This window comes from Chryseobacterium sp. MEBOG07 (assembly GCF_021869745.1).
Classification (GTDB): Bacteria; Bacteroidota; Bacteroidia; order Flavobacteriales; family Weeksellaceae; genus Chryseobacterium; species Chryseobacterium viscerum.
Genome location: NZ_CP084579.1, coordinates 3,073,832 through 3,090,912, shown reverse-complemented (window position 1 = coordinate 3,090,912; position 17,081 = coordinate 3,073,832). Strand labels below are relative to the sequence as shown.

The following is a 17,081-nucleotide window of genomic DNA, read 5'->3' as shown; positions in this document are numbered from 1 at the left end:
GTGTGTGTGAAGAAAATATAAAAAATGAAAAGAAAATAACTTATCCTTGTATGGCAGCCTCACCAAGAATCGAACTTGGATCTAAAGTTTAGGAAACTTCTATTCTATCCATTGAACTATGAGGCCTTTTAAATAATAAAATTACAAATTATTCTGAAACATAGTAATGATCAATGTATGAATAGAAAGGATTGGGTCTAGCTGGAGATTGAAAAGGGTATTGACATAAAAGAATCTGCCCTTTAGGGGCAGATTCAGTAGATAAATACATCTCATTTTTTTAATTAGACAACAATAAAAAAGCACAGCCGACAATGCTGTGCTTAAATTTTTATTTCAAATTTAATTGCAATTTCAAGAGTAGTAAGAAAAGCAAATAAAGTTTCCACTTCGATGTTTATTACATAGTAAATGTAGTAATAATTTTAATACGAAATATGAATTTAATGTTAAAATTCACAAGTTATCCACAATTTTTTGTGGATAACTTGTGAACTTCTGCAAAATTACTGTTCTGAGATATATTTTAAAACAAAATCATTTAAGACTTTTTTCTCTTCATCATTTCCCTTATTGTCCATATGACCGTGATTGATCGAGGTCTGTTGTACAGTTATATGATACTTTTTCTGCTCCTCTTCACCTGGTAATACTCCTTCATCTGCCGGATAATCATTGGAACGTAGCGTATAAATTTTAGGAACAGAAGTTCTTGGCAGGAACATTCTTCTGTTATCCATTGTGATCAGTTTATATACCAGGTTAGGATGCTGATTACCGAATAATGCAGCCATATCACCACCATTGGAATGGCCTATTAATGTAAGATGTTTATAATCGAGTTCAGGATTTGTCTTCTTAAGTTCATGAAGTACAAACAGAATATTATCTGAACCATTCTGCCAGAAAGGTCTTCTTACCATCTGTAAATTACCTTCTACCGGCAACGGACTATCGGTGGTAAGCTCATGCTGAATGCTTACCGTAAAATATCCTTTAGAAGCCAGCTTTTCTGTTAAATAAGAATATACAAAATAATCTCCGCCTTTATTGAAACCATACCCATGATTGAAGATAACAACCTGTTGGTTCGGAATCTTTTTATTAGTTTTAGGACTGTAAAAGGCAACGGAAATCTTACGGTTTCGGCTTTGATCAAATAGAGTGAGAGTATCCAGTTTTATTTCATAATCAGTAATGAGGTCTGTATTTTTATTAACTGAACAATTAATCAAAAACAGAAAGATGGGAAAAATGAAAAGATTTTTTTATACTGCATGAAAGAATAATTAGGTCACAGGAAATTATTTTTTACTGAAAATTTTGATAAAAATAACAAAAAAAGAGCGATAGAAAACCGCTCCTCAATTGGATCAATCAATTATTTTATGAGTATACGCATCCGCATCCGGTTTCCCATTCCATGCAGTCACGCATAGGTTCATGACAGTTTCCTCCCGGAGTTCCGCCACCTGTAGATCTGTAGCAGATTCCGCCGGAGCAATAATATGATCCTGACACTGCCGGACATCTTCCTTCAGCATCGCAGTCTGCATAAGGAAAATCACCTCCATTTATCAATAGTAAATGATTTCTCTTTAATTTTTTTAAATTTTTCATAGCAATTGATTTTGAATATGTTAACTACGAATGTATGAAAAAATATAATACTCATTAATGGGATTTATTTCATTGGAATCTCCCAATAAATACTACTATGAATCAGGTATTATTTAGAATATTTTTTATTTTTTACGACCGTATATCAGGATGCGCTTGAATGCGTAGATAGCCGGATATTTTGTAAACCTTTGGACTATTCGTGATTTAAATTCGGTAATAAAACTTTCTTTTTGTTCTCCTTCCAAACGCTCTAAATAAGGCAATAATGCCGTTCCTGAAATAAATTCATATAAAGCCTCGTGATCATCTGCAATGATAGGATAGACCTTCTGGAATATTTCTATGTCCTGAATTCCGTTGTCAAACAGTATCTGTGCGTAATCATCCATTGAAAGCACAGGGGAATTACGGTTGAAATGATTTAACTGTGACGCATAAGGTTCTTCATCTGCCATTTCCGTTAGAATCTGATTCAGGATATTTTCTTTCTGAACGGGCATCTGAATCGCTAACTGCCCTACAGGAGATAGCAGTCCTATGATTTTAGGGAATAAGGTTTCATGATCATCAGCCCATTGAAGCGCTGCATTACTGAAAACAATATCCCATTTTTGATCAGACTGTGCTGTTTCTTCAATAGTCTGAAGTTTAAAGTGTAGATTCTCATGTTCATATTTCTTCGATTTTTCAAGCATTTCCGCTGATGAATCGATTCCTAAAAATGTAGAACCTGACAGTTTTTCTGTTAAAAGAGAGGTCTGCTCACCAGTACCACAGCCGAGATCAATAGCTTTTATATTGTTTTCAGGCTTAATTAATGCGGCTAAATCGTAAAAGGGTTTGTAACGTACATCTTTGTACTGATCATATAATTCGGGATTCCAAGGCATAAAAATAATTTTGAAATGATCATATAAAGATAAGGGAATCTATCGTAAAATAAGTTCAAAAATGCTAATCATAAAAAAAGCGACTGTTTCTAAAACAGTCGCTTTTAATTTATTGTTCAAGCTTTTCCTTGATATATTTTGCCGTATAAGACTTTTTATTTTTTGTCAGATCTTCGGGTGTTCCTGTAAATACAATTTCTCCACCGTGTTTTCCTGCTCCCGGACCGATATCAATAATGTAATCAGCACATTTAATAATATCAGGCTGGTGCTCAATAACAATCACCGAATGCCCAAGATCAATCAGGGCTTGCAATGATTTCAATAATTTCTGAATATCATGGAAGTGAAGTCCTGTGGAAGGTTCATCAAAGATAAATAATGTTTTATCCGTTGTAACCCCTTTTACAAGGAATGAAGCCAGTTTTACACGCTGTGCTTCACCGCCGGAAAGGGTAGAAGAGCTTTGTCCCAGTTGCAGATAGCCTAAACCGACTTCCTGTAGAGGCTTCAGCTTTGTTACGATCTTCGTTTCATTATTGTCTTTAAAGAATTCCAATGCTTCATCTACCGTCATGTGAAGGATATCAGAGATATTTTTCTCATCAAATCTTACTTCTAGGATCTCATTTTTGAATCGTGTACCTTTGCAAACTTCACACTCCAGCTCGATGTCTGCCATGAACTGCATAGAAACGTTGATCACGCCTTCTCCTTTACATTCGTCACATCTTCCGCCATCTACATTGAAAGAGAAATGTTTAGGCTTGTAACCCATCATTTTTGCTACTTTCTGCTTCGCAAAAAGATCACGGATATCGTCGTAAGCTTTCAGATAAGTAACAGGGTTTGAACGGGATGATTTTCCAATTGGATTCTGGTCGATCAGTTCAATGTTTTTGATCAGTTTTTTCGGGAATTCAACGGAATCATAATCTCCTTTTTTACCTCCCATTCCTAATTGGATCTGAATATCGTTGGTCAAGATTTCCTTCATCAAAGTAGATTTTCCACTTCCGGAAACTCCTGAAATCACGACCAGACTTTCCAAAGGAACGTCTACGTCTATATTTTTAAGGTTGTTCTGACGGGCTCCTTTGATGTAGATCCATTCTTTTGCTTTTCTTCGCTTCTTCGGAACTTCTATCTCCAGTCTTCCGGTAAGATATTCTGAAGTAAGGGTGTTGGCTTTTTTCAGGTCTTTATAATCTCCTGCAAATACCAGCTCTCCACCAAGATAACCGGCTTCAGGACCAATATCAATGATATAGTCAGCGGCTCTCATGACATCTTCATCATGTTCTACAACAATCACGGTATTACCAAGATCACGAAGATTTTTCAATACCTCGATCAGATTTTCAGTATCTTTTGAATGAAGTCCGATAGAAGGTTCGTCAAGGATATAAATAGAACCTACCAAAGAACTTCCTAAGCTTGTTGCCAGATTGATTCTCTGACTTTCTCCTCCAGAAAGGGTGTTGGATGTCCTGTTTAATGTTAAATATCCTAACCCTACTTTTAATAAAAATTCCAGACGGGTTGTGATTTCATATAATAATCGTTTTGCAACCTCTTTATCATGTTCTGAAAGCTTTAAGCCATTAATTACGGGTGCCAGTTCATCCAAAGGAAGTTCAATCATCGATTGAATATTGTGCCCGTCTACTTTTACCCAGGTTGTTTCCTCACGAAGTCTTAACCCTTCGCAGGTAGGACAAAGCGTTTTTCCTCTGTAGCGGGAAAGCATTACTCTGTACTGGATTTTATAGAGGTTTTCTTCAAGCATTTTGAAGAAATTGTTGATGCATGGGAAATTACTTTTTCCGTCACCTTTCCAAAGGAAGTTTTTCTGTTCTTTTGTTAATTGGTGATAAGGCTTATGAATAGGGAAGTCACCAGCTTTTTTGATGAAGTCTTTTTTCCATTCACTCATGGTTTCTCCTCTCCAGCATACGACAGCATCTTCATAGATGGATAAAGTTTTGTTGGGAACGACAAGATCTTCGTCAATTCCGATTACTTTTCCGTATCCTTCACATGCCGGACATGCTCCGTATGGGTTATTAAAGCTGAAAAAATGAACATTCGGCTCAAGGAACTCCATCCCATCCAGTACAAATTTATTGGAGAATTCTTTTACTTTTTCAGTATCTGTATTTTTTAATGAGCAATAGCCTCGTCCTTCATAGAATGCCATCTGAATAGAATCTGCAAGTCTTTGTAAAAAGCTTTCATCTTCTTCATAAGAAAAACGGTCAATCACAAGATTGATCTGCATTCCTTTTTCCGGAGCAAATCCAAAGCTTTCCAGATCTTCGATTCCGGCTACATTTCCACTGATCTCAAGTCTTGTAAAACCTGCCAGTTTTAAAATATTCAAAGTTTCTTTAAAATTGTCAGCATCATATTCCAAAGGTGCCGTTAATAGGAAAGAAGTCTCTTTTTTGGATCCTTTAATGAAATCTATAACATCAGAAACCGAATCTTTCTTTACTTCTTCACCAGAAACCGGAGAAAAAGTTTTCCCGATCCTTGCAAATAAAAGCTTCATATAATCATAGATCTCCGTAGAAGTTCCTACAGTAGAACGAGGATTGGAAGAGATTACCTTCTGCTGGATGGCAATAGATGGGGCAAGTCCTTTAATGTCATCTACTTTTGGTTTTTCTAATTTACCCAAAAATTGACGTGCATAAGAACTTAAACTTTCAACATATCTTCTCTGTCCTTCTGCATAGATCGTATCAAAAGCCAAAGACGATTTACCACTTCCTGAAACTCCTGTAATCACAATCAGTTTGTTTTTCGGGATCAGGACATCTATATGTTTCAGATTGTTAAGATGTGCATTCTTAACAAAGATCTGTTTTTTTATGTCTATTTCTGCTGTTTTAGCCATATTTTGTTTATTCATAAAGTAACTGTGCAGTGGTAAGGACTGCCAGTGTAATGGTGTTTTGCCTCAGAATACTTCAGGGCGGTCATCAATTGAACTCTTATATCTATTCCTGAATTCATCCGGTCTTCTATGACAGCATTTTGTAAGAATGATGTGAGAAATATGGTTGAAAAAGAATCTTTCCATTGTAAAATTAAGACCCACAAAATTACGAATTTTTACTGAAAATTTTATCTATATCTTATTGTTAAAAATTATTATAATGAAGGTTAAACTAGACGGATAAAATGGAAATATTATACATTGAAAATGGAGAAATGAGATGTGTTTTGTGGAATTATTCTTCTTTTACTATTTATTTTACAGTGTTTTATAGAGTTTTGTAAATTACATTATATTTTTTTACTAAAGTATTGTTTTATATTTTAAAATTATTTAAAATTGTATTCATAAATATGTAATAGAGAAATGAGAAAATTATTCAGAGATCTAGTTACACATTTAATGAGAAAAAGATAAAACTACTCCCTCACACAGATGCAGCATTATGCTGCATCTTTTTTATGACAAGTATCATTTGTCTGTCTTGCTGAACTCTCTTACTTTTGGAACCTGTTATTAAAGAAAACTACGGAACCGATTATGATCAAAAAGATAGGAAGTACTTTTTTTCTGGGATCTCTACTTTGGGTAAGTGCACAGGAAAAGACAACGGATATTGAAATCATCGAATTTCAGGGAAAATTCATTTCTACACCTTATAAAAGCGCCAATCAGAATATCAGTGTTATCACGAGGGAAGATATTGTGAATTCTCCGGCTAAAAGTATAGACGAAATTCTTCAGCAGGTACCGGGAATGGATATCAGAAGGAGAGGAGCCAATGGGGTGCAGAGTGATATCAGTTTCCGTGGAAGCTCTTTTGAACAGGTTCTGCTGCTTCTGAATGGTATCAGAATGAACGACTCCCAGACCGGACATAATAACATGAATATTCCGGTAGATCTGGATGACGTAGAAAGAATAGAAATCATAAAAGGACCGGCTGCCAGACGTTTCGGGCAGAATGCGTATGCCGGGGTGATCAATATCATTACTAAAACGAGTCCCGGGAAAAAAGTGAAGATCAGTGCAGATGGAGGAGACTACAGTACTTATGGTCTTGGATTCAATGCACAGATTGGAAATGAAAAATTCACCAATTCCCTTCAGGCGAATTCTGCTTCTTCAGAGGGATATATGTTCAATACTGATTACGAGATCAGAAATGTTTTCTATCAGGGGAAACTGAATATCAAAAACGGAGATGTAAGAGTACAAGCCGGTTTTTCAGAAAAGAAATTCGGGGCCAATGGATTTTATGCTTCCAGTACTGCTACAAAACAGTATGAGGAAACGCAGGCTTCTATCGTCAGTGTATCACATCAGCAGACTTTTGGAAAACTGAAACTTAATTCTAACGTATATTGGAGAAGAGGGCAGGATATGTATCTTTTTGACAGATGGAATCCTGATATTTACAGGAATATGCATATCGGGAATAACGTGGGAGGTGAAGTGAATTCCAGCTACCAATGGGGATTAGGAACCACAGGAGTAGGAGTAGAGCTGAGAAAAGAGTTTTTAGCCAGCAGTAATTTGGGAAACAGAAATCGTTTTGTATCTCAGGTTTTCTTTGAACATCATTTTTCATTACTGGATAAAAAACTGAATATTACTCCGGGAATTTCATGGGCTAATTATTCTAAAGAAGGGAACTTCTTCTATCCGGGGCTTGACGTAGGGTATAACTTCAATCCTAATCATAAAGTATACGGAAATATCGCTAAAGTACACCGCATCCCGACTTTTACGGATCTTTATTACATGAGTAAAACGGAGCAGGGAAATCCAGATTTACGCCCTGAAAATGCCGTTTCATCAGAGGTTGGATATCAATATCAGAATAGTAAGATTTTAGCTAAAATCAGTGGGTTTTTAAGGAATTCCAGCAATTCTATTGACTGGGTGAAAAAAGATATCAATGATAAAATCTGGTTTGCAGAAAATGTAGGAGATATCAGAACCAAAGGGATTGAAGCAGAATGGAGTCACAGACCGATGGACTGGTTAAAATATACGGTTGGATATACTTATATCGACAGCAAATATGAAGAAAAGAATGGCCTTGTTTCAAGATATATTCTTGACAATCTGAGACACCAGCTTGTTTCTAAATTAGAGGTTAAATTCCTGAAATACTTTACCAATGAGCTTGTTTATAGGTATAATGAAAGAGTAAATCTGGGAACCTATAATCTCTTAGATGAGAAACTAAGTTTTGCTAAAAAAGACTACTCGGTGTATGTGTTGATTAACAATATTACTAACACACAATATACGGAAGCATTTGGGGTAGCAATGCCGCAAAGGTGGTTCCACATTGGGTTTTCTTATACAATTAATATTAAGTAGGTGTTAATTTAATATTAATGAAAGTTAATATTAACAAATTGTTAAAAAATATACATTTGCAAAAATTTTTTATGAAACGTCTATTAGGATTAGGTTTACTACTTGGAATTTCTTTTTTTAAAGCACAGGAGCACATCTCCAGCTTCAATGCAGTGACTCTGACCTACAAGTTTCATCCGAAATTTTTCCTCTATGCCGAAGGGCAGCTGCGTGGTAACGAAGATTATACCTACCCTGATTATTATGAGATAAAAGGGGGCTTAGGGTATAATCTTACCAAAAATCACAAACCTTTTGTAGGACTAGGAAGATATGTCAACTATAAAGAGCACAGCTTAAGCAGAGAGGAGTTCAGGGTATGGCTTCAGGACGTTATCGATATTAAAAAAGGTATCGTAAAATTTGAAAACCGTTTCCGTGTTGAAAAGAGCTGGTTTTACGAGCCCAAAACAGATCTGACCTCTCAAAGAATGCGTTACAGATACCGTCTGAATGTAAGTGTTCCTTTAAACTCCAAAACAATAAAGAAAGGAACTGTCTTTGCGAATGCCTACGATGAAGTTTTCTTTGTAACCCCGATGAAGCCTACTTTTGCCAGAAACAGAGTCTATGGCGGTTTCGGCTATCAGATCGATGATTATTTTGGAATCGTGAGCGGATATCTGTGGCAGCGTGAATTTGAAGCGAAAGGAAACAAAAATTTACATTTCGTTTACCTTGCTTTAAACATCAACATCGACGGAACAGACCATCACACGAAGACTTACGATTTTCCTGGTGCGGATTAATATTTCTCTATCAGATAGCGATAGGCTTTCAGATATTTGTTGAATCTTTTGATATCCTTCGGAGTAAGCTCTCTGTTTACTCTTCTAAGGTCCATATTATCGCGCAGATCATTAAGCTTTACGGCCACAGAGAGAAGAGATCTTTCCGTTCTTTTAATGAAGTCATCGTAATCTTCTTCGGGATCAAACTTCGTAAGGCAGCTGATTGCGAAAATAATGTATTCGGGAAACCCTTCAGATCTTAAATAATCCAGGCTGAATTCCAGCGGATGGTCTTCCACAACGTCGTGGAGAACACCTACGATCTTTTCATCCAGTGTTTTACCATAATTCATCACCCGCATCACGTGGCCGATGTAGGGAGCATGGTATTTGTCGGTTTGTCCTTTATGTGCCTTGTCGGCAATTTTGATTGCTCTATTCAGTAATTCTTCTTTTGTCATTTCTAATGAAAAATAGAATACAAAAATAAAAAATGCCTTAAAAAATAAAGCATTTTTAGTAAAATTATTTTCAGATGATTTTACAAATTGGCATCATCCTCTATATGAGCATGTGGAGCATTGTTTTTTACAGATTCTATTCCGTTTTCCATGCCGTTATCAGATTCGTACATTTGGCTGGTGCCTATGATTTGCCCGTTTCCAGCTTTAAGATTAAAATAACACCTGCCGTCATTGGCGGTATTTCTTTCAAACTTTGAATCTTCCTGTGCATTGGTTTTTACAGACCCTATTCCGTTTTCGCAGGATGGTTTTGTGCTGTATCCCTGGCTGGTTAAAATAACCTGTCCGTTTCCGGCTTTAAGGTTAAACTGAAAGTCGCCGTTTACTCTCTTCGAGATAATGAATTTTCCCATGATAATAGTTTTTGAGTTTGGTGTTGTAATTATTTTGATGGTATTAGTTTTTTTGGATTCACCTGAAGCTTGTCAGGGGTAATGGCATTTAAAATTTTGTATTGTGAATGGTCCTTCGGCGGTTCTTTCAAGGCAAGATATGTAATGGTATCACCAGGCTTTTTTACCAGTATTTTATACAATCCTTTCTGCTGCTGAGTAGAAGTCAGTCCAAAATTTTTAAACAAATCTTTATTCTGGATTTTTGCAGTATCTGCTTTAGGAAAAGGTATTAATTTATCTCTTTTTTGTGCTGTCAGAGCAGCAGATATTAGGAGTAGGGGAAATAATGTCTTCATATGATGTTTTGCGTTTTGTCGTTTTTACTTATAATAAAATTAGCAAAAATTATTGATACTTAAAGTTTTTTAAATGTCCATTCATCTTTTAATGATAGCTGATACTTTTTTGTAATGATCTTTTTGGGAAATAAAATCGTAAGTAATATATTTTCATGATGATCATTCTTTTTGTCAGAAATAATAGCCATAGAGTAATAAGAATGGTTTCCTTTGGACTTCCATTTTTCAAACTCTGTATCTCTATATATTTGTAAGCTTTCGTCATTTTCATCTTTTTCCTTTTCCATCCAAAATAAATCCATGTTTAAATAACCAGGATAATCATGGGCTAAGTTCTTTATTTCATCGATTAGAAAGGGATACTTTTTCAAAATCATGTGGGCATCATTACATCTCCTTTCTTCAATCTCTTGCATTGCTTCATTACCACAAATGGTTATTCTGCGATCCACAAATACTTTTTTAGGTTTCTCAGGTTTTGAACGATAGGCAGCCAATATTTTGCTTAAAACACGATCTTCAAGAATACCATTGCAGGCTAAAGTATCATTCTGTCTGCGTTGTGACAATGCAATAACGGGTAGTAAAATAGTAATGATAAAATATAATTTTAACTTCATGTTTAGTTTTTATCATTTAAATATATAAAAAACGCCTCATTTTGAGGCGTTTTGAATCAAATTTATGTTATTAAAGACTAATAAGCTCCTTTTTCAATATAATGAGCCGCAACTTTTTCAGTTAAAGCTACTACATTCGGCTGATTAGTATACTTTGTGAATCTTCTTAATCCGGAAAGCATCATTCTCTGTTCGTCGCCTTCTGCGAAAGAAACAATTCCTTCTTTTGCCGCAGAAATGATTTTGTCGATAGCTTTGTAAAGATTTAATTGAGCCATTGCAGCTTCCACAGAATCAGCAGAGAAATGCTTTTCAGCTCTTAAAACTGCAGATTCTGCCATGTAGATCTGGTTAAGGATCTCAGATGCATTCAATAATAAATGCTGTTGTTTCTCAATATCCATCATATATTTCTGAAGAGCAGCTCCGGAAACCATTAAGAATACTTTCTTAAGATTGGCAATAATTGCTTTTTCTTCGCTCATGAATTCTGAATAATCAGGAACCTCAAATGAAGGGATACCCATCAATTCTTTGCTGATTGCCATTGCAGGAGATAAAAGGTCCAATTCACCCTTCATTGCTCTTTTAATAAGCATTCCTACAGCCAAAAGTCTGTTGATTTCGTTGGTACCTTCATAGATTCTTCCAATTCTTGCATCTCTCCATGCAGATTCCATCGGAGTATCTTCTGAGAATCCCATTCCACCATAGATCTGAATTCCTTCATCGGCTGTATTTTGAGTAAGATCAGATACAAAAACTTTTAAGATAGAAGCTTCAACCGCAAACTCTTCAACACCCTTCAATTCAGCTTGTTGGTGATCCATTCCTCCGGCAACCAATTCTGCAATTTTATCTTCTACATTTTTTGCTAAACGGTAAGAACCAGCTTCACTTACGAAAACTCCGGTTGACATTTCAGCAATTTTCTTTCTGATGGCCCCAAAAGTTGAAATGGAAACTCCAAATTGTTTTCTTTCGTTTGCATACTGAATAGAGTGGTTTAAAATTCTTCTTTGTCCGTCAAGATTTGCAGCAGCTAACTTAATTCTACCAACATTTAATGCATTCAAAGCGATTTTGAAACCATTGTTTCTTTCACCCAACATATTTTCGACAGGCACTTTCATATCATTAAAGAAAACCTGACGAGTAGAAGAGGAGCGAATTCCTAATTTATGCTCTTCTTCACCAAAAGATAAGCTGTTTGGATCTTCTAATTCTGAACGGTTGATAACAAAACCTGTAATATTTTTATCATCATCTATTTTAGCAAATAAAGTGAAAGTATCAGCAAAACCAGCATTGGAAATCCACATTTTTTGTCCGTTGATGATGTAATGTTTTCCGTCATCAGACAATTTTGCTCTTGTCTTTCCTGAGTTGGCATCAGATCCAGCATCCGGTTCAGTCAAACAATAGGCTCCAAATTTTGTTCCGGTAGCTAAATCGGGAAGATATTTCTTTTTTAATTCCTCGCTTCCGTAAAGAAGAGTTGGAAGAGTTCCGATTCCTGTATGCGCTCCATAAGCTGTTGCTAATGATCCATTTCCTCCTGAAACATAATCACAAGCCAACATCGTGCTCACAAATCCCATTCCAAGACCTCCATATTCTTCAGGAACGGTAATTCCCAAAAGTCCCATTTCACCTAACTGACGCATTGTTTTTTCGGTCAATTCATAGTCTTTTTTCTCAAAACGGTCATGATGTGGAATCACTTCTCTATCTATAAATTCCTTCGCAGAATCACGAAGCATTTTTTGTTCTTCACTCAGTTCTTCAAGACTGAAAATTTCGTTTGCAGGAATTTGTTTGATTAGGAATTCCCCGCCTTTAAGTATATTGCTCATTTGTTATTATTTTAAATTTTAGATTATAAATTTTAAATTAGATTTTGTTGTTATAAATTTTCAGATGATGTTTTAATGATTTTAGTCAAAATATTAATAATCACTTCAATATCTTTTAAATATGAATTGATCTCAATTTGAACAAGATTTGAAGAATGATAAAGTTTTAGCCAATATTTTGTTTCTCTAGCCTCTTTATTTGCAATCGAAAGCTTTGATATAAAATCTTTTTTAGATTGAGCTGCTATAGCTTCTTCTACGTTTGCCCCAATTGAAGTTCCAGAGCGAAGAATTTGTTTTGATAAAATAAATTCGTTTTGAGACTTGCATTCAGTATAAAATTGAATTATTCTTAAGGCAAAATCAAAAGTTTTTATTTGTATCAAGTTGTCTTCTTTGAAACTCATTACATCTAAAATTTATAATTTAAAATCTATAATTAATTAAAGTAGTTCAAAAATAGAAGCCGCTCCTTGTCCTGTTCCTACACACATAGAAACCATTCCGTACTTGTTGCCACGTTTTCTCATTTCGTCAAGAAGTTGAACAGTTAGCTTTGTTCCTGTACATCCAAGTGGGTGTCCAAGGGCGATGGCTCCTCCGTTTACGTTTAAGATGTCAGGATTTAAATCTAATTCTTTCTTAATGGCAACCGATTGAGAGGCAAAAGCTTCGTTAAGTTCGATTAACTCGATATCTTTTAATTCTAAACCTGCTTGTTTTAAAGCTTTTGGAATAGCATAGATAGGTCCCATTCCCATGATTCTTGGCTCTAATCCAGCTGCAGCATAAGCAACTAATCTTGCTTCAGGCTCCAATCCTAATTCTTTTACCATTTCCTCACTCATTACCATTACGAAAGCCGCTCCATCACTCATTTGAGAAGAGTTTCCAGCTGTTACGCTTCCTCCGTTTTTAAATACAGGTCTTAATTTAGTCAAACCAGCCAGTGAAGTATCTGCTCTTGGCCCTTCATCCACTGAAAAATCAAACTTTTTAGTCTGCATTTTCTGGTTTTCATCTAAGAAATTATATTCTACAGGAATTGAAACAATCTGGTTGGCAAATCTTCCTTCCTGATTGGCTTTTAAAGCTTTCATGTGAGATTCAAAAGCAAACTGATCCTGTTCTTCTCTTGTAATATTATATTGTTTAGCTACTTCTTCCGCAGTGTAGCCCATTCCCCAATAGTAATCAGGGTTTGTTTTTGCGATATCTGTTTCAGGAACAGGCTTGTAACCTCCCATTGGGATGTATGACATTGATTCTGTACCACCAGCGATGATGCAATCTGCCATTCCAGCCTGGATTTTTGCAGAAGCAATTGCAATCGCCTCGCTTCCTGAAGCACAGTATCTGTTCACGGTTACTCCCGGAACTTTATCGGTATTTAATCCCATCAAAGAGATCAGACGTGCAACGTTCAGCCCCTGTTCAGCTTCCGGCATTGCATTTCCTACGATAAGGTCATCAATTCTGTTTTTATCTAATTGTGGGAGCTCAGCCATTAATTTTTCAATAACGGTAGCCGCCATGACATCAGGTCTTGTAAATCTTAAACTTCCTTTTGGAGCTTTTCCAACGGCAGTTCTGAAACCTTTTACTATATATGCTGTCTTTGACATTGTTTTATTAATTAATTGTTATAAAAATTAACCATACTGTTTGTCATGCTAAAAAGCATCTTTCCAATGTTTTGATTCCTTCGGAATGACAAAGTCTTCGTTAATTATTTTTTGAAATGATTAGTTTCTTAATGGTTTTCCGTTCTGTAACATGTACTGGATTCTTTCCAAAGTTTTTCTTTCTCCACAAAGCTGAAGGAAGGTTTCTCTTTCAAGGTTCAGCAAGTATTGTTCTGTAACAACTGTTGGTTCAGATAAGTTTCCACCTACCATCACGTTGGCCAGTTTATCAGCAATCTTCTTATCGTGTGCCGAGATGAAGTTTCCGGTTAACATCTGGTCCGTTCCTACGTAGAACATTCCTAATGCATCTTTACCAAGAACTTTTACTTTTTGCTCGATTGGCTGAGTATATCCTTGTTCTGCTAATAGTTTTGCAACTTTTTTAGCTTCTGCAATCTGTCTGTTTTTGCTTACGGAAACGATGTCTTTCCCTTTTTCAAGGATTCCCATATCGTAAGCTTCATAAGCAGAAGTAGCTACTTTACCCATTGCGATGTTCATGAAAGCTTCACGAAGTCTGTTGTTTTTAACATCATCGTTGTGGAATTCTCTAGAAGTTCTTAAAGTCAATTCTTTAGTACCACCTCCGCCAGGAATTACCCCAACACCGGTCTCTACAAGCCCGATATAAGTTTCTGCTGCCGCAACCACTCTGTCTGCATGCATTGTCATTTCACATCCACCTCCTAAGGTCATTCCGTGAGGAGCAACTACTACAGGAATAGAAGAATAACGCACTCTCATCATTGATTTCTGGAAGTAAGCGATCGCCATATTCAAATCATCCCAATCCTGCTCAATAGCCATCATAAGGATCATAGCAAGGTTGGCTCCTACAGAGAAGTTCGTTCCCTGGTTTCCTACCACTAATCCGTCATATTCTTTTTCTGCTAAATCGATAGCTCTGTTTAAGCCGTCAAGAACTTCGCCGCCAAGGGAATTCATTTTTGAACGGATCTCGAAGTTGATGATTCCGTCTCCTAAATCTTCAATTGAAGCCCCTGAATTGCTCCAAAGCGTCTTATTTTTTCTGATATTATCTAAGATGATGAATGCATCCTGACCCGGAATCATGTTGTATTCTCCTGAGTTTTTATCCACATAAATGCTTTGTCCTTCATCATTTACTTTATAGAAAGTCTCTACATTTTTAACCCAGTCTGAAACCTCATAACCAGCGTCTTTAGCCAATTCAATACCTTTTTGAACGCCTACAGCATCCCAGATTTCAAATGGTCCGTTTTCCCATCCAAAACCAGCTCTCATGGCATCATCAATTTTATAAACCTCGTCAGAAATTTCAGGAACCTTATGCGAAACATAAGCGAATAATGCACCTAAAGACTTTCTGTACAATTCACCAGCTTTATCTTTACCACCGATCAGAACTTTGAATCTGTCAATCGGCTTATCAATAGCTTTTGTTAATTCCAGGGTAGGGAATGATGATTTTCCTTGAAGTTCATATTCTAAAGTATCAAGGTTTAATCCATGAATTTCAGATTTTCCATCTGCATTTTTCACTTTTTTATAGAAACCTTGTTCCGTTTTTGAACCTAACCATTTGTTATCCATCATTTTCTGGATATAGGCTGGAAGGGCAAATACATCATTAAAGTCATTCGCTTCAGCACCGCTCTGGCGAACACCGTTGGCTACCATCACCAAAGTATCAAGACCTACTACATCAGCTGTTCTGAATGTTGCAGATTTTGGACGTCCAATTACCGGACCTGTTAATTTATCAACATCAGAAACGGTAAGTCCTAGTTTCTGTACATTGTGAAGAAGATCCATCATAGAGAATACTCCGATTCTGTTGGCGATGAAAGCTGGAGTATCTTTGGCTAAAACAGTAGTTTTACCTAGGAATTTTGCTCCATAGTTCATATAGAAATCGATGATCTCTGGATCTGTATCGTTAGTAGGAATAATCTCTAAAAGAGGAAGGTATCTTACCGGGTTGAAGAAGTGAGTTCCTGCAAAGTATTTTTTGAAATCCTCGCTTCTACCTTCTATCAGGAAATGAATAGGAATACCGGAAGTATTAGAAGAAATTAATGTTCCCGGTTTTCTGAACTGTTCAATCTTTTCGTATACTGACTTTTTGATGTCAAGTCTTTCTACTACTACTTCAATGATCCAGTCTGTATTTTTTATTTTCGGAAGATCATCATCGAAATTTCCGATTTTAATTCTGTCTGCAAACTTTGGAGAATAAAGAAGTGCAGGACTTGCTTTTTTTAGTTTTTCAAAGTTTTCGGAAGCAATTCTGTTACGCACTGCCTTGTCATCTTTGGTCAAACCTTTTTTCTGTTCAGCTTCAGTAAGTTCAAAAGGAACAATATCCAAGAGTGATACTTCAACACCGATGTTGGCGAAGTGAGCTGCGATACCGCTTCCCATAATTCCTGAACCAAGAACCGTTACATGTTTGATTCTTCTTTTCATATGTAAATTTTTATTTTTATAAGATTATATGGAACCCTGAGGTTTCAACATAATTTATTTTCTGTTGTTTAATAATTCGTTTGCTATTTTCATGATTTCAGTCATCACGTCTTTGAAAGCGTCCATCTTTTCAGGAGCGATTTTCTCCATCACTTTCTTGTTAAAGTTGACAACGACTTCCTTTGACATGTTTCTGGAGTTGAGTCCTTTATCTGTAAGCTTAATGATAACCTCTCTTTTATCAGTGGTTGTCTTTTCCTTATAGATATATCCGTTATCTTCCAAAAGTTTGATGATTCTCGTTAAAGAAGTGGGTTCAATAGCCATTTTGGGACCAAGATTGGTACTTCTGGTTCCTTCTTTGGGATCAATTTTAAGAAGGGTGAGAGCCTGTACCGCTGTGGAATCATGTTCCTGGGCTAGTTCTGTGTACATTTTAGAAACAGCCAACCAAGTCTGCTTTAAAATTAAATCTACGTTTTCTATTTTTTCTTTATTATTATCCATCATTTATGTACGAATGGTGTTACCCAAATTTAGTAAATATTATGCATGCATAGTATTTATTAACGTTAAATTTTGTTAATAACCTGATAGTAAATAGATTAA

At 36.0% G+C, this 17,081-nt stretch carries 15 protein-coding genes and 1 tRNA gene; 2 read left to right on the top strand and 14 right to left on the bottom strand.

Features of this window, described 5'->3' with window-relative positions; all coding sequences use genetic code 11:
* Positions 1-51 precede the first annotated feature (51 nt).
* From LF886_RS14290 to uvrA, 5 genes are all read right to left on the bottom strand, one after another.
* Positions 52-126: transfer RNA gene (locus LF886_RS14290), tRNA-Arg, on the bottom strand.
* 380 nt (positions 127-506) lie between these two features.
* Positions 507-1,235 carry an alpha/beta hydrolase gene (locus tag LF886_RS14285; RefSeq protein ID WP_236850166.1) on the bottom strand — a complete coding sequence of 243 codons (729 nt, stop codon included), beginning with the start codon at positions 1,233-1,235 and terminating at the stop codon, positions 507-509.
* 151 nt (positions 1,236-1,386) lie between these two features.
* Positions 1,387-1,620, bottom strand: a complete 234-nt coding sequence (locus tag LF886_RS14280) for a hypothetical protein (RefSeq protein ID WP_124531141.1) — start codon at positions 1,618-1,620, stop codon at positions 1,387-1,389.
* Positions 1,621-1,745: 125 nt separating this feature from the next.
* Entirely contained in the window at positions 1,746-2,513 is a 768-nt protein-coding gene (locus tag LF886_RS14275; RefSeq protein WP_236850165.1) for a methyltransferase domain-containing protein, read from the bottom strand.
* Between the two features lie 109 nt (positions 2,514-2,622).
* Positions 2,623-5,415 (bottom strand): excinuclease ABC subunit UvrA, encoded by a 2,793-nt coding sequence (gene uvrA / locus LF886_RS14270; protein WP_236850164.1) that lies wholly within the window; start codon positions 5,413-5,415, stop codon positions 2,623-2,625.
* Positions 5,416-6,057: 642 nt separating this feature from the next.
* On the opposite strand from uvrA, the gene LF886_RS14265 reads away from it, so the two are divergent.
* Together LF886_RS14265 and LF886_RS14260 are read left to right on the top strand one after the other, a co-directional pair.
* Positions 6,058-7,869, top strand: coding sequence for a TonB-dependent receptor plug domain-containing protein (locus LF886_RS14265; RefSeq protein ID WP_236850163.1), 1,812 nt, complete (start codon positions 6,058-6,060; stop codon positions 7,867-7,869).
* Between the two features lie 71 nt (positions 7,870-7,940).
* Positions 7,941-8,657, top strand: a complete 717-nt coding sequence (locus LF886_RS14260) for a DUF2490 domain-containing protein (protein ID WP_236850162.1) — start codon at positions 7,941-7,943, stop codon at positions 8,655-8,657.
* On the opposite strand, the gene LF886_RS14255 is transcribed toward LF886_RS14260, so the two are convergent.
* The 9 genes from LF886_RS14255 to LF886_RS14215 form a co-directional block, all read right to left on the bottom strand.
* The gene (locus LF886_RS14255) at positions 8,654-9,100 is read right to left on the bottom strand and encodes a phosphohydrolase (RefSeq protein WP_124531147.1); all 447 of its coding nucleotides are present in this window, start codon (positions 9,098-9,100) and stop codon (positions 8,654-8,656) included. The genes LF886_RS14260 and LF886_RS14255 overlap by 4 nt on opposite strands.
* 80 nt (positions 9,101-9,180) lie before the next feature.
* On the bottom strand, positions 9,181-9,516 hold the full coding sequence (locus tag LF886_RS14250; RefSeq protein ID WP_236850161.1) for a YegP family protein: 336 nt from the start codon (positions 9,514-9,516) through the stop codon (positions 9,181-9,183).
* Between the two features lie 29 nt (positions 9,517-9,545).
* Entirely contained in the window at positions 9,546-9,854 is a 309-nt protein-coding gene (locus LF886_RS14245) for a hypothetical protein (protein ID WP_236850160.1), read from the bottom strand.
* A 59-nt stretch (positions 9,855-9,913) separates the two neighbouring features.
* Entirely contained in the window at positions 9,914-10,477 is a 564-nt protein-coding gene (locus tag LF886_RS14240) for a hypothetical protein (protein WP_236850159.1), read from the bottom strand.
* A 77-nt stretch (positions 10,478-10,554) separates the two neighbouring features.
* Positions 10,555-12,333 (bottom strand): acyl-CoA dehydrogenase family protein, encoded by a 1,779-nt coding sequence (locus LF886_RS14235; RefSeq protein ID WP_236850158.1) that lies wholly within the window; start codon positions 12,331-12,333, stop codon positions 10,555-10,557.
* Between the two features lie 50 nt (positions 12,334-12,383).
* The gene (locus tag LF886_RS14230) at positions 12,384-12,740 is read right to left on the bottom strand and encodes a four helix bundle protein (RefSeq protein ID WP_236850157.1); all 357 of its coding nucleotides are present in this window, start codon (positions 12,738-12,740) and stop codon (positions 12,384-12,386) included.
* Between the two features lie 36 nt (positions 12,741-12,776).
* Entirely contained in the window at positions 12,777-13,958 is a 1,182-nt protein-coding gene (locus LF886_RS14225; RefSeq protein ID WP_236850156.1) for a thiolase family protein, read from the bottom strand.
* Between the two features lie 120 nt (positions 13,959-14,078).
* Positions 14,079-16,472 (bottom strand): 3-hydroxyacyl-CoA dehydrogenase/enoyl-CoA hydratase family protein, encoded by a 2,394-nt coding sequence (locus tag LF886_RS14220; protein ID WP_236850155.1) that lies wholly within the window; start codon positions 16,470-16,472, stop codon positions 14,079-14,081.
* Between the two features lie 54 nt (positions 16,473-16,526).
* The gene (locus tag LF886_RS14215; RefSeq protein WP_103233950.1) at positions 16,527-16,979 is read right to left on the bottom strand and encodes a MarR family winged helix-turn-helix transcriptional regulator; all 453 of its coding nucleotides are present in this window, start codon (positions 16,977-16,979) and stop codon (positions 16,527-16,529) included.
* Between the last annotated feature and the right edge of the window lie 102 nt (positions 16,980-17,081).